The sequence below is a fragment of the Streptomyces sp. NPDC051907 genome (assembly GCF_040681075.1).
Classification (GTDB): Bacteria; Actinomycetota; Actinomycetes; order Streptomycetales; family Streptomycetaceae; genus Streptomyces.
In genome coordinates this window covers 45,555-62,220 of the sequence record NZ_JBFAYB010000019.1, presented here as the reverse complement: position 1 = coordinate 62,220, position 16,666 = coordinate 45,555, and the positions used below count along the sequence as shown (strand labels likewise).

15 protein-coding genes are annotated in these 16,666 nt (G+C 71.5%); 5 read left to right on the top strand and 10 right to left on the bottom strand.

The window, feature by feature from the left end; translation table 11 throughout:
* Positions 1–70 precede the first annotated feature (70 nt).
* Together AB0M39_RS13840 and AB0M39_RS13835 are read right to left on the bottom strand one after the other, a co-directional pair.
* Positions 71–2,116, bottom strand: a complete 2,046-nt coding sequence (locus AB0M39_RS13840) for a glycogen debranching N-terminal domain-containing protein (protein WP_365363659.1) — start codon at positions 2,114–2,116, stop codon at positions 71–73.
* A 115-nt stretch (positions 2,117–2,231) separates the two neighbouring features.
* Positions 2,232–3,686, bottom strand: a complete 1,455-nt coding sequence (locus tag AB0M39_RS13835) for a DUF4192 domain-containing protein (RefSeq protein WP_365363657.1) — start codon at positions 3,684–3,686, stop codon at positions 2,232–2,234.
* 110 nt (positions 3,687–3,796) lie between these two features.
* Between AB0M39_RS13835 and AB0M39_RS13830 the strand changes: the two genes are divergently transcribed.
* Together AB0M39_RS13830 and AB0M39_RS13825 are read left to right on the top strand one after the other, a co-directional pair.
* Positions 3,797–5,968, top strand: coding sequence for a RecQ family ATP-dependent DNA helicase (locus AB0M39_RS13830; RefSeq protein ID WP_365363655.1), 2,172 nt, complete (start codon positions 3,797–3,799; stop codon positions 5,966–5,968).
* A gap of 217 nt (positions 5,969–6,185) precedes the next feature.
* Positions 6,186–6,815 carry a hypothetical protein gene (locus AB0M39_RS13825; protein WP_365363653.1) on the top strand — a complete coding sequence of 210 codons (630 nt, stop codon included), beginning with the start codon at positions 6,186–6,188 and terminating at the stop codon, positions 6,813–6,815.
* A 78-nt stretch (positions 6,816–6,893) separates the two neighbouring features.
* Here the strand turns inward: AB0M39_RS13825 and AB0M39_RS13820 are convergent, their stop codons facing one another.
* The 3 genes from AB0M39_RS13820 to AB0M39_RS13810 form a co-directional block, all read right to left on the bottom strand.
* On the bottom strand, positions 6,894–7,514 hold the full coding sequence (locus tag AB0M39_RS13820) for a hypothetical protein (protein ID WP_365363651.1): 621 nt from the start codon (positions 7,512–7,514) through the stop codon (positions 6,894–6,896).
* An 81-nt stretch (positions 7,515–7,595) separates the two neighbouring features.
* On the bottom strand, positions 7,596–8,297 hold the full coding sequence (locus AB0M39_RS13815; RefSeq protein WP_365363649.1) for a ribonuclease HII: 702 nt from the start codon (positions 8,295–8,297) through the stop codon (positions 7,596–7,598).
* A 153-nt stretch (positions 8,298–8,450) separates the two neighbouring features.
* On the bottom strand, positions 8,451–9,077 hold the full coding sequence (locus tag AB0M39_RS13810) for a TetR/AcrR family transcriptional regulator (protein WP_365363647.1): 627 nt from the start codon (positions 9,075–9,077) through the stop codon (positions 8,451–8,453).
* Between the two features lie 121 nt (positions 9,078–9,198).
* Here AB0M39_RS13810 and AB0M39_RS13805 point away from each other — a divergent pair, with 121 nt between their 5' ends.
* Positions 9,199–10,752 carry an MFS transporter gene (locus AB0M39_RS13805; protein WP_365363645.1) on the top strand — a complete coding sequence of 518 codons (1,554 nt, stop codon included), beginning with the start codon at positions 9,199–9,201 and terminating at the stop codon, positions 10,750–10,752.
* A 169-nt stretch (positions 10,753–10,921) separates the two neighbouring features.
* Here the strand turns inward: AB0M39_RS13805 and AB0M39_RS13800 are convergent, their stop codons facing one another.
* The 4 genes from AB0M39_RS13800 to AB0M39_RS13785 all read right to left on the bottom strand — a co-directional run bounded on the left by AB0M39_RS13800 (position 10,922) and on the right by AB0M39_RS13785 (position 14,122).
* Positions 10,922–11,830 (bottom strand): ADP-ribosylglycohydrolase family protein, encoded by a 909-nt coding sequence (locus AB0M39_RS13800; RefSeq protein WP_365363643.1) that lies wholly within the window; start codon positions 11,828–11,830, stop codon positions 10,922–10,924.
* A 12-nt stretch (positions 11,831–11,842) separates the two neighbouring features.
* Positions 11,843–12,502: a histidine phosphatase family protein gene (locus AB0M39_RS13795; protein ID WP_365363641.1), complete on the bottom strand. Its 660-nt coding sequence runs from the start codon at positions 12,500–12,502 to the stop codon at positions 11,843–11,845.
* Between the two features lie 159 nt (positions 12,503–12,661).
* On the bottom strand, positions 12,662–13,267 hold the full coding sequence (locus AB0M39_RS13790; RefSeq protein WP_365363639.1) for a YdbC family protein: 606 nt from the start codon (positions 13,265–13,267) through the stop codon (positions 12,662–12,664).
* Between the two features lie 33 nt (positions 13,268–13,300).
* The gene (locus AB0M39_RS13785; protein ID WP_365363637.1) at positions 13,301–14,122 is read right to left on the bottom strand and encodes an arylamine N-acetyltransferase; all 822 of its coding nucleotides are present in this window, start codon (positions 14,120–14,122) and stop codon (positions 13,301–13,303) included.
* A gap of 62 nt (positions 14,123–14,184) precedes the next feature.
* Here AB0M39_RS13785 and AB0M39_RS13780 point away from each other — a divergent pair, with 62 nt between their 5' ends.
* Complete coding sequence (locus AB0M39_RS13780; RefSeq protein ID WP_365363635.1) at positions 14,185–15,144, top strand: DUF1152 domain-containing protein; 960 nt, start codon at positions 14,185–14,187, stop codon at positions 15,142–15,144.
* Positions 15,145–15,244: 100 nt separating this feature from the next.
* Positions 15,245–15,769, top strand: coding sequence for a TerD family protein (locus AB0M39_RS13775; protein WP_365363633.1), 525 nt, complete (start codon positions 15,245–15,247; stop codon positions 15,767–15,769).
* A 152-nt stretch (positions 15,770–15,921) separates the two neighbouring features.
* Here the strand turns inward: AB0M39_RS13775 and AB0M39_RS13770 are convergent, their stop codons facing one another.
* A complete protein-coding gene (locus AB0M39_RS13770) occupies positions 15,922–16,584 on the bottom strand; it encodes a nitroreductase family protein (RefSeq protein ID WP_365363631.1) in 663 nt (220 codons plus the stop codon).
* Between the last annotated feature and the right edge of the window lie 82 nt (positions 16,585–16,666).

Here is a 16,666-nt window from a genome sequence, read left to right as displayed (position 1 = left end):
GTCCCTTCTCCGTCCGCGGCGGCTGTTTCCTGGTCCACTGGCGACTCCATCCCCGTTGGTCCGCTGCTGGCTACACTCCCAACTGAAGCCAGTCTGCCGCCTCCTCGACCATCCCCAGGCCGAGCCTGCTGATCCGTACCCCGAAGGGCTCTCCCGCGACGCGCAGCCCGGAGATCTGCACGGCCCCGAGAGGAGCGCAGCGCATCGGATGCAGCGCGACCGTCCGGGCGGGGGCGTCGGGGCGGATGCCGGCGAGCGTGGTGAGGAGCTGGATCCCGGCTGCGGCGGCCAGGGCCGCGGGCCGGCACGCAGCGGGGTGCGGGACCGGAACGCTGCCCGCCGTGCGCTGCTCCCCCGCGTACATCTCGGGCAGCCGGTGCCCGAAGGCGGTCGACGCGTCCAGGAGTCCGCGCAGCAGGGACGCCGCCTCCCGCTCGTATCCGGCGGCGGCCAGACCCGTCACCGCGACGGCCGTCTCGTGTACGCGCACGGCGCCGGCGCGGTGTCCGAACGGGTTGTGCCCCGGCTCCTTGGCGCCCAGGCTGCGCAGTCCCCAGCCGGAGTCCAGCGCCGGGCTGCCGAGCAGTCGGGCCAGCTGCTCGGTCTGCACCTTGTCCAGCAGCCCGGGGGCGAGACTGCCGCCGCCCAGCAGCCCGGTGTCCAGGAGATGCGCCGCGCCGCCGCCCAGGTGCGGCGCAAGCCGTCCGCCCGGCGTCCGGGCCGTCGCCGGGCGACCGCCCGCTCTGTCGTCGATCCAGAAGGCCTCCCGGAATCGGTGGCGCAGCGCCTGGGCCCAGTCCCGCCAGCTCTCGGCCCCGGGCCTGCCGGAGGCCTCCAGCAGGTCGGCCCCGAGCAGGGCGGCGCGGTGGGCATGGGCCTGGGTCTCGGCGCGCAGGACCCCGGACGGGCCGGGCTCGGGCAGCAGCCCGTCGACGCGCGCGGCCTGCCGAAGCCAGTGCAGGCAGCGCTCCGCCGCCGGGAGCAGCTCCATCAGATCCTGCTCGGGCATCCCCCAGCGCCATGCCTCCGCGAGGACCGCCGGGAACGCGAGGGTCGCCTCGACGCCGGTGCAGCTCGGCGGCAGATGCGGACCCGCGTCCCGCAAGGCACCGGGGATACGCCCGAAGTCCGGCCCTGAACCGACGCATTGGCTGCGGGCGAACGTCCGCAGGGTGGCCGAGGCCAGCCTGGTGGAGAGCGGGAGCGCCATCCGCGCGGCCCACATCGCCTCGGCGGGCGCCGGCCCGCAGCGCCAGGGCACGCCCGCCGCCAGCCAGACCTCCGAGGGATGGGCGGGATCGCGCAGCAGGAGCGCCCTGAGGTCGCCGAGGCTCGTCCTGAGCATGTCCTGAAGCCGCGTGTCGTCCCCCTCGGCGTGCGCCTCGGGCAGGGGTTGGCTGCCCGTGCGGGCAGCGGAGCGCACCGGACGGTCGGAGCGGACGCGGAGCTCGATGGTCCGGGAGGCTCCAGGCTGTAGCTCCACCTCCCATCGCAGCAGTCCCGCCGATGCCAGAGTGTCGTGGGGAGGCGGATCGGCGGTGACGACGGCGTGGGCGCCTTGGGCTGGGGAGTCCGCCGCCGACCAGCGCAGGCCCGAGTCGTACACGCTGGCGGGCAGCTCCGGTCCAGCGCGTCCGGCCGCCACCGCCCCGAGGTCGGCGAGGTCGGTCCCGAGCGCCAGCTCCACCGGAAGCCGGAGCGGTCTCGCGGCTGAGCTGCGCAGGGTGATCCGTTCCGTGCCGTCGGCGTCGCGCGATCGCTCGACCGCGATCTCCGGGTCCGGCCCGATATCGGCCGGCGAACGCACCACGGCGATGAATCCGGCGCGGTCGGCGGAGACCAGCCTGCCCTGTACCGCGACCGGCTCGCGCCCGGCGACCCGCAGGTGGCTGCGGGAGAGGAGGCGCCGGCCGGACTGGTAGACGCCTTCGAGGCCCTGGCCGGTGAGCTGCCCGTGCTCCGGGGAGACCGCCAGACACGGGAGGGCGACGCAGATGAGCGTGTGGTGCACCGACGGCAGGTCGCCGGTCCGTGCGGCGGCCGGCAGCGCCGGACGGACGGGCGTGTGCGGGCCGGTCTGCTGTATGGGCGGCCGACGGGGTGGTGTGGGGGCCATGGTGGGTCTGAGGTGCCTTCCATGCACTGCGGACAGCCGCTGCGAATTCGACGGCACGGGTCGTACGACTCCGCCATGAAGGTGAACGGGGGCACGGGCGCCCGGGTCACGGCCGTCATGGCCCGCTCCTAGGACTGCTCTGCCCGGCACGCCTGCCGGCCGCTCGCGTCGGGCTCGCGTCGGCGACGGCTCCGGGGCGGGCGCCGCTCCTTGACGCACTGTCGTCGGGAGCGGCCCCGGCCACCGGAAGGTCCCTCTTGCTGACCGTGCTCGACCGCGCCTGCTGCCCGCTGCGCGGCCGGATCTGGCCTGCCCCCGGCCGGCTCCTCCCCCTGCGTGGCCGCCCCTGGCCCGCACCGGGCTTCGCCTGGCCGGCGCCCGGCTTGGGCCGCCCCGTCCGTGCGCGCCGCGGCCGACCGGGCCGGCCCGTCTCCGCGAAGACGCGTGCGTCGCGCTCGCTGCGCAGGCAGCTGCGCAGCGTCTCGGGGTCTAGGTCCTCATTGCACGCCTGGTGCAGCAGCCGAGCGAAGACATAGTCGGGGTCGCTCCGCAGGGCGAGTCCCAGGGCCACCCGCGCGCCGGGCTCGTCGCCCGTGGACCAGCAGACCCAGCCGGCGAGGGCGAGCGGTGCGGCGGCATGCTCGAGGTAGGGGCCGACGCACCTGCGCGACAGAGCCCGCCACAGCCGGAGCGCCGGCTCCGCTTCCGGCCCCTCCATCCACTCCGCCGCTCGGTCCCGGGTCTCGCGGTCCTGGAGACCGAGGATCAGCGAGGCTGCCTCGTCGTCGGTGATGAGCCTGTCGTCCGACGCGTCGGCCTCGGCCCAGCCCGCGGCCGGTGGCGTCTCCTCGATGCACTTCATCAGTGCTCGGGCGAGATCGACGGTCTCCGCGCGGACCTGCTTGCGCCCGTCGCCGTCCACAAGCCTCGGCAGAAGCACCGCGCCGGCCGAGTCCAGCGCCTGCTCCTGGGCGACGGCTGCCGGCGTCGTCCAGGGCGAGAGCCTGCCCTCCATCTCCCTCAGCGTGCCGCGTACTTGAATGCCGGCGTAGGCAGCGGCCGCGGCCATCACCGAGGTGCCCGGCAAGGCGAGCACGCTGCCCTCCGGCGGGCAGCAGCGCGTGTCGGGGCAGCAGTAGGACCAGTAGCGGCCGTCGGAGACGCAGAGCGCCTCGTAGACGGGCACGTCCCGGTCGCCGCAGGCGGTGCGGAGCCGCTGCGCGAGGGGGCGCAGCCGCTCCATGACCTGGCGGCTCGTCTCGCCCGCGGCTGGATCCTGGCAGACGAAGACGACGATGCCGTCCGGTCGCGCCCCGCGGCGCTCGCTGCTCTCGATCAGGGAGTCGGCGAGCTGCTCGGCCACGGGCGACCACTCGCGTGGCGAGCCTGGAATGCCGAGCCGCAGCCGTCCGCCGAAGCGGCCGCGGCTGCCGTGCAGCGCGACCATCACGATCGAGTCGTCGGGGTGAAAGCCCAGCATGTACGGAAGGGCGTCGGCCAGTTCGGCGGGGCCGCGCAGGGTGATCTGCTGGTCGGCGGCCGGTCCGGTGGGTTCGTAGTGCTTGTTCATGGCAAGACCGTCTCGTGCCCGATCCGATCTCGCGACCCCTGTGGATAACGTTATCCACAGGCTTGCGGTCCCATTCGCGCATTGTCAGCGCTATCAGGTTGCATGGGGGCATGACCAACGCAGACCGCGCAGATCTCAGGGCCTCGGCCGACGCCGTCCTCGCCCGCCTCGTCTCCGACAGCACGGGCGAGGCCCGGCTGCGGGAGGATCAGTGGCGGGCGATCGAGGCGCTCGTCGCCGACAAGCGCCGGGCGCTGGTCGTGCAGCGGACCGGCTGGGGCAAGTCCGCTGTGTACTTCGTCGCCACCTCGCTCCTGCGCGAGCAGGGCAGCGGTCCGACCGTGATCGTCTCTCCTCTGCTCGCGCTCATGCGCAACCAGGTCGAGGCGGCGGCGCGGGCGGGCATCCGGGCCCGGACGATCAATTCGTCGAACACCGAGGAGTGGGACACGGTCCAAGCGGAGGTCGCGGCCGGCGAGGTGGACGTGCTGCTGGTCAGTCCCGAGCGGCTGAACAACCCCGACTTCCGCGACCAGGTGCTCCCGAAGCTGGCGGCCGCGACCGGGCTCCTGGTGGTCGACGAGGCCCACTGCATCTCCGACTGGGGCCATGACTTCCGCCCCGACTACCGCAGGCTGCGCACGATGCTCGCGGACCTGCCGCCCGGCGTCCCGGTGCTGGCCACCACCGCCACGGCCAATGCCCGGGTGACCGCGGACGTCGCCGAGCAGCTGGGCACCGGGGCGGGCACGGACGCGCTGGTGCTGCGCGGCGCGCTGGACCGGGAGAGCCTGAGCCTCAGCGTTCTCCAGCTCCCCGACGCCGCCAACCGGCTGGCCTGGCTCGCCGACCATCTCGACGAGCTGCCCGGCTCCGGGATCGTCTACACCCTCACGGTGGCGGCGGCCGAAGAGGTCACCGCCTACCTCCGCCAGTGCGGCCACACCGTGTCCTCGTACACCGGCCGCACGGAGAACGCGGACCGGCAGCAGGCCGAGGAGGATCTGCTCGCCAACCGCGTCAAGGCGCTGATCGCCACATCGGCGCTGGGCATGGGCTTCGACAAGCCGGACCTGGGATTCGTCGTGCACATGGGGTCGCCCTCCTCCCCCATCGCCTACTACCAGCAGGTGGGCCGCGCGGGCCGTGGAGTGAAGCATGCGGAGGTGCTGCTCCTGCCGGGGAAGGAGGACGAGGCGATCTGGAAGTACTTCGCCTCGGTCGCCTTTCCTCCCGAGGAGATGGTCCGGCGCACCCTGGACGTCCTCGCGCAGGCGGACCGGCCTCTCTCGCTGCCCGCGCTCGAGCCGCTCGTCGAGCTGCGGCGCACGCGGCTGGAGACGATGCTCAAGGTGCTCGACGTGGACGGTGCGGTGCGCCGTGTGAAGGGCGGCTGGACCACGACCGGCCAGCCCTGGTCGTACGACTCCGATCGCTATGCCTGGGTCGCCCGCCAGCGGGAGTCGGAGCAGCAGGCGATGCGGGACTACGCGCGGTCGGCCGCCTGCCGAATGGAGTTCCTGCGGCGGCAGCTGGACGACGAGGAAGCCGCGCCGTGCGGTCGCTGCGACAACTGCTCGGGGGCCAGGTTCAGCGACAAGGTGTCGGCGACCGCCCTGGACGCCGCGCGCGGGGAGCTGGGCAGGCCAGGCGTCGAGGTGGAGCCCCGCAAGATGTGGCCGACCGGGCTGGTGGCGGTGGGCGTCAATCTCAAGGGCCGCATCCCCGAAGGGGAGCAGGCGTCCTCAGGACGGGCTTTGGGGCGACTCTCGGACATCGGCTGGGGCAACCGGCTGCGGCCGATGCTCGCACCGCAGACACCGGACGCTCCGGTGACGGACGACGTGGTGAACGCCGTGGTGACCGTGCTCGCCGACTGGGCGAAGGGTCCCGGAGGCTGGGCGTCGGGGTCCGCGGACGCTCCGCCGCGCCCCGTCGGCGTGGTCACCGTCGCCTCGCGCAGCAAGCCTCAGTTGGTGGGGTCCCTCGGCGGGCGGATCGCCGAGGTCGGCCGGATGCCCCTGCTGGGCTCCGTGGAGTACGCGCCTCAGGCGCTGGAGGAGCGGATCTCTCGCACCAACAGCGCTCAGCGGGTGAGGGCCTTGCACGAGGCCTTCACCGTGCCGCAGCAGCTGGCCCAGGCGCTGGCGGCGGCCGATGGTCCGGTGTTGCTGGTAGACGACTGGTCGGACAGCGGCTGGACGCTCGCGGTGGCGGCGCGTTTGCTGCGCAGGTCTGGTGCGAAGGGGGTGTTTCCGCTGGTCCTCGCCGTCCAGGCGTGACTGGAGGGATCAGTTGAGGCCCGGCGGGGCAGGGATATGAGAGTCATACCCGCCGATTCCCGCCGGTGACGCCAAATTGCTCGTTGCCGCACGCCCATGGGGCAGCAAGAATTGGAATGCTCCCCGCACGGCTCGTTCGCGGCCCCGAAGGGCTGTGCCGTGGTGCGCCCTCACCCGACCCTGCCCGCTTAGCGGGCGTGTATCCGAAGGGAGGACCGTGACCTTCGGATTCGCCTCGTCCGCAGCCACTTCGCTCAACACGTCGGCCAATTCCGCCAGCCGCCTCGCCAGGATGCTCGAGCCCGCCGAGTGGGCGGCAGCCGGAATCCCCCTGCTGCGCAACCCGCGTGAGGTGGTCAGCGGACTGCACTCCCGCCACCGTCCGGCGCCGGCGACCGCTGTCGTCGCCGTGCTCGACCATGAAGAGCGGCTGGCGGCCAGCGCCTCGTTCACCCGCCGCTCCACGCCCGCCGACGGCTGGGAGTTCCGGAACGTCCTGCTGGCGCATCTGCGCCGGGTCATCCCACACGACCTGCGCCGTCGCACGCCCGTGCGCACGGCCGTGCTCCTCTACTGCCGTGAGGGCGACGAGCGTTGGACGGAGGAGGACGGCGCGTGGATGTGGGGGCTGCGGGACGCCTGCACCCTGCACGGGCTGCGCTGCGGCGCCTACATCACGCTGACGCGCGGCGGGTGGCAGGTGCTGGGCGAGGGCCGGGGAGGCCGTCGGCCCGACTCCATGTCGCCGCCGGGCGATCTGGCCGACGCCGGAGCCGACATGGACGCGCGCCCGCTGCGGACGGCCAGTGGCGCGGCAGAAGCACTCCGGCGCACGGCGGCACGCTGAGCGGCACCCTCGTCCGGCTGCCCGCACGACCAGGCAGCCGGCGCTCGACCGGCCGTGGGGCCGGTCGAGGACGTGGGCTCAGACGCCCGCGCCGAGCACGGCGTTGATCCGCTTGGGGTCGCCGCACACGATCAGCAGCGTGGTCGCCTTCTCCATGGCCGCGGGCAGCGCGCGGGCGGCGGCGCCGTCGGCGCCTCCGTTGACCGCGACGACCACCACAGGCCGGGCCGATGCCCGGTCGACCGCGGCTGCGTCCAGGTAGAAGACGTCGTCGCCGGCGTCGTGCTGAGCCCAGTAGGCGTCCTCGCCGAAGGAGAGCTCGTGGGCGGCCCACGGGTGCTGCTCTCCGGTGGTGAGCATGAGGACGTCGCCGGGGGCGCGGCCGGAGTCGAGCAGCAGGTCGATCGCCTCGTCGGCGGCATCGACGGCGCCGTCCGCCGGGGCGGGGATCAGCTGGATCTGTGGCACGGAACGGGTCTCCGGCCGGGTCGCCTGAGGCTTCCCGGCAGAGGTGTGCGCGCGCTGCGCCGGGGGCGCTGGCCTGGCCGGACCGGCGCCCGGGTGTCCGGGACGCGGCGAGGCCGCGGAACGCGGACCGGGTACGGGGCGAGGGGTCGGCGCGGTGCGGCCTGCGGCCGGAGTGGCGCGGGGACCCTGGGCGCTCTCGTGAATCTGAGGCTCCTCGGGAGTGAGAGGCATGAGTGGATGTCTATCAAACGCCGGTGCGGAACGCATCGGCGGGTGGGCACATAAGTGCGATGACGCCGTTGATCTGGCGGTTCAGAATTCGAAGCCGAGCTGGCCCCCGCTTTCCAGTGCGGCCGCCTCGGCGGAGATGCGGACCTTCTTGAGATGCCGCCACCGGGGCAGCGCGTCGAGATAGGCCCAGGAGAGCCGGTGGTGCGGCGTGGGCCCCCATTCCGCCAGCGCCGCCTTGTGCACAGGCGACGGGTAGCCGGCGTTGGCCGCGAAGCCGAAGTCGGCGAAGTCCCCGTGGAGTTCGGCCATCATCGCGTCCCTGCGCACCTTGGCGATCACCGAGGCGGCCGCGACCGCGACGCAGGACTGATCCCCCTTGATCACCGTACGGACCTGCCAGGGCAGGCCCAGGTAGTCGTGCTTGCCGTCGAGGATGACGGCGTCCGGACGCACGGGCAGCGCCTCCAGCGCGCGGACGGCGGCCAGTCGCAGCGCCGCGGTCATCCCGAGTTCGTCGATCTCCTCGGGCGACGCGTCCCCCAGCGCGTACGACGTGACCCACCCCTCCAGCAGCCCAGCCAGCTCCTCGCGGCGCTTCGGGGTGATCAGCTTGGAGTCGGTGAGTCCGGCGGGCGGTCGGCGCAGCCCCGTGATCGCGGCGCACACCGTGACGGGACCGGCCCACGCCCCGCGTCCGACTTCGTCGACACCAGCGACGATCTTGGCGCCGGTGGTGGCTCGGATCGAGCGCTCGACTGTGTGGGTGGGTGGTTCGTACGGCATGGCGCCAGCAAGGTTACGCCGCCTCACCCCACCCACGACAACCGGATTCGGGTCACGAGTTTCCGCTGGCCGGCCCGCGGGTCCTCGGAAGCTGCCGTACCGGTTCCCGATGACCGTCGAGGCAGTCCGTCGAGGCGCTCCGTCGAGCCGGCGTCAGCCGGCTCGTGACGAGAGGAGCGGGACCATGACCTGGTCGATCATCTCCGCGATGTCGCGGTCCGGCCATTCGCTGCCGCACACCTTCGATCGGTACATCATCAGCCCTGGAATCACATCGAAGACAAGGTCGCCCGCAACCCCGGGGCGTACGTCGCCACGTTCGACACCACGGCTCACCACCTCGCGGAAGAGCTGATTCGACGGCTCGATCAGCCGTCGCACGATCACGCCGTGGAACCGTTCGGCGGTGATGGAGTCGCACTCGTGAATCACTGAGCGCAGTGCAAAGCCGGACCTGGAGTACAGGGCGTCCCGGAGCCGCCGACAGAGCTGAAAGAGGTCCTCGCGGATGCTGCCGTGATCGGGGGCCTCGTCGAGCGCGGGCAGTCCGGCCTGCAGCGCGTCCGCGACGAGGTCCTCCTTCGACGGCCAGCGCCGGTAGACGGCGGCCTTCCCGGTCTGCGCTCCGGCTGCGACGCCCTCCATGGTGAGCCCGCTCCAGCCGACCGTGCTCAGCTGCTCCAGAGCGGCATCGAGGATCGCGCGCTCCAGCACTGGTCCTCGCCGGCGCAGCGAGACCGAGGACGTCTCTGCCGTGCCGGTCCAGCGCGAAGTGGCCATGTTCTTCTCTCCGTTGGGGACTGGAGGTCTAGTGAACGCTTGCGTTCACTGACGGGGATTCTCTACGGTTGACGGCACAGTGAACGGTTGCGTTCACTAACGCACTTGTGGGGGACCCATAGTGACAACCTCTCAGCTAGAAGCTCCAGCCACACCCGGAGCGGCCCGCAAGCAGGGCCGCCCGGGTATCGCACTGACCGTCATCGCCGCCCTGCAGCTCATGGTGGTCCTCGACACGACGATTGTGAACATCGCTCTACCGCACATCCAAGGAGCGCTCGAGTTCACCACGACCCAGCTCTCCTGGGTGGTCAACGCCTACACCCTCACCTTCGGCGGCCTGCTGCTGCTCGGGGGCCGGGCCGGCGACATACTCGGCCGCCGGAGGGTGTTCGTCTTCGGCGTGCTGCTCTTCACCTTCGCCTCGCTGCTGTGCGGGGTCGCGCAGGAGCCCTGGCAGATGCTCGCGGCCCGCGCGCTCCAGGGCGTCGGCGGCGCGATCGCCTCGCCGACGGCGCTGGCGCTCATCACCACGACGTTCCGCGAGGGCCCCGAGCGCAACCGGGCCTTCGGCATCTTCGCGGCGGTCTCGGCCAGCGGCGCGGCGATCGGTCTGCTCGCCGGCGGCATGCTCACCGAGTGGCTGGACTGGCGCTGGGTCTTCTATGTGAACCTGCCGATCGGCGTCCTGATCGCGGTCCTGGCTCCGGTGTTCATCGACGAGTCCGAACGCAACTCGGGCCGGTTCGACGTCCTGGGCGCACTCACCTCGACCGTCGGCATGGCGTCCCTCGTCTACGGCTTCATCCGGGCTTCCGAGGACGGCTGGAGCGACGGACTGACCCTGGGCGCCTTCGCCGCGGCGATCGTGCTGCTGACCGCCTTCGTGGTGATCGAGCAGCGGGCCCGGGAGCCGATCACTCCGCTGCGGATGTTCGCCGACCGCAACCGCTCCGGCACGTACGTGATCATGATGAGCCTGGCCGCGGCGATGTTCGGCATGTTCTTCTTCATCGTTCTCTTCGTGCAGAACGTGCTGGACTACAGCCCCATCTCCGCCGGCCTCGCCTTCCTTCCCGTCACGGTGATGATCGTGACCGCCGCCGGAATCTCCTCGAAGCTGCTGCCCGTGCTCGGCCCCAAGCCGTTCCTCGCCGCAGGCGCGACGCTCACCGGGGGCGGCATAGCGTGGCTGACCGCGCTCGACCCGGGCAGCTCGTACCTGGGCGGAGTGCTCGGGCCGATGCTGCTCTTCGGATTCGGCATGGGACTGGTGTTCGTGACGGCGACGCTCACGGCGGTCTCCGGCGTCGCACAGCACGAGTCGGGCGCGGCCTCCAGTCTGCTCAACGCAACACAGATGGTGGGAGGTTCCCTTGGTCTGTCGATTCTGATGACCGTCTTCAGCACGGCCAGCCGCGAGGAAGCGGAACGGCAGATGCCGTCGTTCCTCGCCGAATCGACGCCGGCGCAGAAGGAAGCTTTCGCCAAGACCCACGAGATGCCGGCGCCCTGGGGGCACCAGGTCCTCGCGGAGGGCATCGCCACGGCGTTCTGGGCCGGGGTCGGCCTGGTCGGCCTCGCGGTGCTGACCGCGGTGTTCGTCGTACGGGTGCGCAAGAGCGACCTGGAGGCGCTCAGCGGGGCGGCGGGCGCCGGCGGCCACGCGGCCTGAGCGTTGGTCCGCTCCGTCCGGATGCCGGGTACGGGCCGTGTGCCGGGGACACGGCCCGTACCCGGCATCCATGACGTCCCGCAGAGGGCGGCTTCCCTACGGCCGCCCTCGACGACTGGCTCCGCGCACAGCCACCGGCGCCGACGGACGGCCCCTCCATAGACGAGCCTCAGGCTGCTCGGTCCGGCAGCCACCCCGGGAGCGACTCGGTCTGCTCCAGCCACTGCGCGGGCGGCTGCCCGCCCTTGCCCGCCGACACCACTCCGCACGCGATGGCGCAGGTCGTGTCGACGTCGCCGCCCACCTGGGCCGTCGTCCAGAAGACCCGTTCGAAGTCCCCCAGCGCCCGAGCCGCGGACCACAGGGCGAACGGCACCGTGTCATGCGCGCTGGTGCGCCGGCCGCTGCCGAGCACGGCGGCGACCGTCCCGGCGTCGTTGTAGTCGAGCATGTCCCGCGCCCGCCGCAGACCCGCCCCGACCGCGCTGCGCGGCACGAGCGCGATCACTTGGTCGAGCAGCGCACCGGGCTCCGGCGGCCCTTCCGGGGCGGCGACCAGCGCCGCGGCCGCGGCGACCGCCATAGCGCCCACGACGGCCTCACGGTGCTGGTGGGTGGTGTAGGAGGAGATCTCGGCCTGGTGCGTGGCCTGCTCGGGGTCGTCGGCGTACCAGGCGCCCAGCGGCGCGATCCGCATCGCGGAGCCGTTGCCCCACGACCCCTGCCCCTTGAAGAGCGCGGCGGCCAGCTCTCGCCAGTCGCCGCCCTCCCGGATCAGCCGGAGCATCCGGTTGACCGCGGGGCCGTAGCCGCGGTCGAAGTCGTGGTGCTCGGCGAAGGAGCGGGCGAGAGCGTCCTGCTCCACCCGCCCGTGGCCGGCGAGCACGGCGAGTACCGAGCAGGCCATCTCGGTGTCGTCGGTCCACTGCCAGGGGCCGCTCGGCAGCTCGCGCCGCTTCAGCAGTGGATAGTTCGAGGGAACGAAGAACTGGGAGCCCAAGGCGTCTCCCACGGACAGTCCGCGCAGGCTGTCCAGGGCGCGTTCGAAACGCCGGTCGCGTGAGGAGTCAGCGGTCATCTCCCTGCCACTCTATCCGGTGACGCCGTACGGCTCAGGGGTACGCCACTGCTCGAACGGCCGGTCAAGCGCGTAGCGCCCGTCCTCGCCGAGCTCCAGCATCCGGGTCTCGGCGTTCCCCGGATTGGACAGCGACTCGAATTGCGCCACCGACCAGTGGAACCAGCGCATGCAGAACAGCCGCATCGTCAGTCCATGGGTGACGATCAGAACGTTCGGCGGGTGATCCGGGGACTCGAAGCTGCGGTACAGGCTCTCCAGGAACGCCCCCACCCGGTCGTACACGTCCGCGCCCGACTCTCCCTGGGCGAAGCGGTAGAAGAAGTGCCCATAGGCGTCCCGGTACACCTTCTGCAGCCGTACGTCGTCCCGGTCCTGCCAGTTCCCCCAGTCCTGCTCGCGCAGGCGCGGCTCCTCGCGGACGCGCACCAGCTCCGGGTCGAAGGCGAACGCCTGGAAGGTCTGATGCGTGCGTCGATAAGGCGACACATAGACGCTGACGCGCTCGCGCCCGAAGAGCTCGCGGAGCTGCGCCCCGGTCTCCTCGGCCTGCTGCCAGCCGGTCGCGGTCAGCTGCAGCGCGTGGTCGGGCTCGCGCTCGTACACCGTGTCATCGGCGTTCCCCTCCGACTCGCCGTGCCGGACGAGGACGATGCGTCGCGGTCTTGCCATGTCCCGACCATAGATCGGTCCGGCGGCGGCCGAGCAGTCGACCCGAGCGCATCCGGGGTACGCGCCCTCGGTCAGGCGGCCGGGCCGGCCGACGTATCGCCGTGCCGGCCGAGGACTCCGCCGGTCAGCGGAGTCCCGTGGCGCCGCCCATGGCCCTCGTCACACCGTCCAGGACGCTTCCAGCTCCACGACGTCGCCGGCCAGCGCTGCCACGTCCGCCTCTGTCTGCGCACGCAGCAGCAGCCGTTCCACGCGCTCCCTGCGGTACTTCCCGTGCTCGGCGACCGACTGCCACATCGACATCACCAGGAACTCGTTCCCCGGCGCCTCGCCGAACAGCCCGCGCACCATCCCCGGCGAACCCGCCATCGCCGGGTTCCACACCTTCTCCTGCATCAGCGCGAAGTGCTCGACCCGGTCCTGGCGGACCTGGCAGTGGGCGACGCGGACCACGTCCACGTCGCCGAACCGCGGCTCGAACCCGGTCTTCACATCGAAGCGGTACTCGAACAGCTTCACCTGCATGTCCTTGAACGTCCCCGACTGTCCGGCCGCCAGCCGGTCGTGGGAGCGCGCCATGAACGAGTCGTAGAACGCCCGGCTCTCCCAGAACGCGAAGATATGAGCGACGTGCGGCCGCTCCCTGCTCCATCCTCCGCCCTGTCCCCGGAATCCCGGCTCACCCAGCAGCCCCGCCCACTTCCGCTGTCCCCGCTCGAACCCTCGACGGTCCACCACGGTGCAGCGAATCCACTTGACCAGCACCGCGCCATCGTACGGCCAGGAGAGTGGCCCGGGTCACTCTCCGGCGGAGTGCACTCGTACCAGCGCGGCCGCCTCGGCGGCATCCAGTTCGATGTCGAACGTCCCCGCGAGCACGGCGATCAGCTCGTCCACCGGCACGCTGCGCCGCTCGACCGTTCCGTCCGGACGGGAGAGGGTCAGCCCGTCCCGTACGAGCGCAGTGCGCACCTCGCGCCCGGGGCGCTGCGCGACGACCTGGCCGACGAACCGGGACTGCGGGTGGCTGGAGCTGTAGTGGTTCATCACCATGAAGTCAGCGGGGTAGAGCGTCTGCGGAGAGAAGGCGTACAGGTCGGACCACCCCTCGGCGCCGAGTGTGGTCAGTACGTGGATCCCCTCGCTCTCGACGCGTATCCCATAGCTCCATCCGCCCTGCTCGACCTGCGCGCCGTCCTGCAACGGCATCGGCTCCGTGATGCCCTGCGCGCCGAATCCCGTGTCCGCGAGCCAGAGTCGGTCCTCCACCGTGACCGCGAGGACCGCGTGGGTCACCGGGCGCAGCGCGGCGCCGTTCGCGCGGACGCGGGCACCACGCCCGGCCACGGTGAATCCGATCCGTTCCAGGACGGCGGCGAAGAGGGAGTTCTGCTCGTAGCAGTAGCCGCCGCGCCGCCTTCCGACGAGCTTGGCCTGGAGGCTCTTCAGATCGAGGGGCACCTGATGGCCGAGCGCCACCTCGAGGTTCTCGAACGGGATCGCGGCCACATGCGCCCGTTGCAGCGCTCGCAGCGTCTCCAGGTCCGGCGCCGGCTCCCCCTCGTACCCGATCCGCGCCAAGTAGGCGTCCAGGTCCAGGTCTTCGCTGTTCCACGTCATGCTGTCCGCCCCCGTGAAATTCGCCGGCGCTCTCGTCGCCCCGGCCTAGCACAATGATCACCATGACGGCGCTGCACACAAACCCTTTCTTCTCCCGGCTCGAATCCGCCGAGCGCATCCTCATCGCGGGCGCGGGCGGCGGATTCGACGTGTACGCGGGCCTGCCCGCCGCTCTCTCCCTCCTTCACCAGGGCAAAGAGGTCCATCTGGCCAACCTCACGTTCAGCGCGATCGAGGGGCTGCCCATAGACGACTGGCTGGCGCCCGACGTGGCCGTCGTCACGCCCCAGACAGCGCTCCACCAGCCGTACTTCCCGGAGCGCACCCTCGCCCAGTGGCTGGAGCTCCATGGCTATCGCAGCACGGTCCACGCATTCGCACGGGTCGGCGTACAGCCCCTGCGGGCGGCCTACCGCGCTCTGATCGAGCGGTACGAGATCGACGCCGTCGTCCTCGTGGACGGCGGCACGGACATCCTCATGCGCGGTGACGAGTCCGGACTCGGCACCCCCGAGGAGGACCTGACCAGCGTCGCCGCCCTCCATGGCATCGACGGGCCGCAGCGCCTCGTCCTCTCCCTGGGCTTCGGGGTCGACGCATACCACGGAGTCAGCCACGGCCTGGTCCTGGAGAACATCGCCGCGCTCGAGGCCGACGGCGCGTATCTCGGCGCCTTCTCGGTGCCACGCGCGACACGGGAGGGCGCGCTCTTCGTCGACGCGGTGGCGCACGCGCAGGACCACACGCCCGACCATCCGAGCATCGTGAACGGCTCTATAGCCGCCGCGGTCCAGGGCGCCTTCGGAGACGTGCAGTTCACCTCGCGCACCCGCGGCAGCGAGCTCTTCATCAATCCTCTGATGTCGATCTACTTCGCCTTCGAACTGGAGGGCCTGGCTCGCCGCTGTCTGTACCTGGACCAGATCGAGGACACGCATCTGATACGCCAGGTCAGCAGCGCTATAGCCGCCTTCCGCGACGACGTCGTACGACAGCGGCCACCGCGCCGCATTCCGCACTGAGCGGACGCCGGGCCCTCCTATGCGGGAGCCTGGTCGTGACAGCATGGTCAACCGGCGTGAAGCACCTGCCGGTTGTGCCGCTACGGGGAAGGGGAATCAGGTGAGCAGTCTCAACAAGGGGGTCCGCAGGGCCGAGGTGACGCTCAGGTGGGATCCCAGTCCCATCGGCGAAGCGGCCCACGATCTCGACATCGTCGCGGCGACGTACACCGCGGACGCCCTCTATGGACCGCCGTCGTACGTCGTGCACTACGACAGCCGGTCGCCCGACGGCACGATCACCCTGACCCGGGAGAGCCGCACCGGCCAGGGCTTCGGCTCCGACGAGGTCATGACCCTGGAGTTCGACCGACTGGCGGGCGTCTATGGACGCGTCGTCGTGGGCGTGGTCATTCAGCAGCGCGACGGCCGCAAGCAGTTCGGCGACATAGCCAATCCGCTGGTGCGGGTTCTGGAGGGCCACGACGAGCTGGGACAGGAGGACTTCGCCGGCCTCGGGGAGGCGACCGCCGCGGTCGTCGGCGCGTTCACGCGCAGCGCGTCGGGCGAGTGGGAGTTCCGCGCGTCCGTCCGCGGATTCGACGCCGACCCTCAGGCGTTCATCGCGGTGATGGGCAGCAGCTGACGGGCGACAGTACTCACTGATCGCTCGAACCCCTCAGCCCGGTCACCAGCGCTTGAGCCTTGGAGGCCGCGGCGCGCGCCCGGGCACGCCACAGGGGCGTCGGCACGCTGCCGACGCCCCTGTGTCCGCTCTCCGATACTGGTGCAGGTCGCCTATCCCTGGCGCGCAGTATCGCCCGCCCCGTCGGCCCCGTACGATTCGTGGAAGACATTGCGCTCCCGGGCACGCCGACCTGGGTGGCGCTGGTCCTGCGCCGGGTAGCCGACCGACACCAACAGGGCGATGGCCAGGTCGTCACGGTCGCCGATCCCGATCACCTTCTTCACCTTCGCCTCGTCCCAGCCGTTCATGGGCGAGGTCGCCAGGCCCATCTCCGTAGCGGCGAGCATCACGAAGGAGGCCGCGATCATGGCGTCCTTGACCGCGTACTCCCGGAGCAGACCCCGCTGGTCGAGATCCTCCTGGAACGCCCGTGCCGCGGCGGAGAACATCGCGACGAACTCGTCGTTCCACGCTCCGCTGCGCAGCGCCTGCTCGTAGACGTCGCTGTGGTCATCACGCCAGGACTGAGGCTCGGCGACGAAGACCAGTACGACCGGAGCCTCTTGCGGCTGGGGCTGGCCTCCCGTGGCCCATGCCAGTCCCGCACGGCCCTCGTCTGCGGACACCGCGACGATCGACCGGTCCTGCAGGTTCCAGCTGGTGGGGGCCTCAACGGCGAGACCGAGAAGCGCGTCGAGCGTGGTCTTCGGGATCGGGTCGGGCAGATAGTGGCGGACGGTGCGGCGGGTGCGGATCGCTTCTGCGACAGACATCGTGGGACTCGTCATGTCACTCACTATTGGAGAGTCGCTCTCCATCGGGAAGAGGGCACTATTTAGTGCGTTACTCTCCCCG

Coding starts and splice junctions, on each gene's coding strand:
- AB0M39_RS13840 (WP_365363659.1), bottom strand. CDS start 2,116: ATGGCCCCCACACCACCCCGTCGGCCGCCCATACAGCAGACCGGCCCG.
- AB0M39_RS13835 (WP_365363657.1), bottom strand. CDS start 3,686: ATGAACAAGCACTACGAACCCACCGGACCGGCCGCCGACCAGCAGATC.
- AB0M39_RS13830 (WP_365363655.1), top strand. CDS start 3,797: ATGACCAACGCAGACCGCGCAGATCTCAGGGCCTCGGCCGACGCCGTC.
- AB0M39_RS13820 (WP_365363651.1), bottom strand. CDS start 7,514: ATGCCTCTCACTCCCGAGGAGCCTCAGATTCACGAGAGCGCCCAGGGT.
- AB0M39_RS13815 (WP_365363649.1), bottom strand. CDS start 8,297: ATGCCGTACGAACCACCCACCCACACAGTCGAGCGCTCGATCCGAGCC.
- AB0M39_RS13810 (WP_365363647.1), bottom strand. CDS start 9,077: ATGGCCACTTCGCGCTGGACCGGCACGGCAGAGACGTCCTCGGTCTCG.
- AB0M39_RS13800 (WP_365363643.1), bottom strand. CDS start 11,830: ATGACCGCTGACTCCTCACGCGACCGGCGTTTCGAACGCGCCCTGGAC.
- AB0M39_RS13795 (WP_365363641.1), bottom strand. CDS start 12,502: ATGGCAAGACCGCGACGCATCGTCCTCGTCCGGCACGGCGAGTCGGAG.
- AB0M39_RS13785 (WP_365363637.1), bottom strand. CDS start 14,122: ATGACGTGGAACAGCGAAGACCTGGACCTGGACGCCTACTTGGCGCGG.
- AB0M39_RS13780 (WP_365363635.1), top strand. CDS start 14,185: ATGACGGCGCTGCACACAAACCCTTTCTTCTCCCGGCTCGAATCCGCC.
- AB0M39_RS13770 (WP_365363631.1), bottom strand. CDS start 16,584: ATGTCTGTCGCAGAAGCGATCCGCACCCGCCGCACCGTCCGCCACTAT.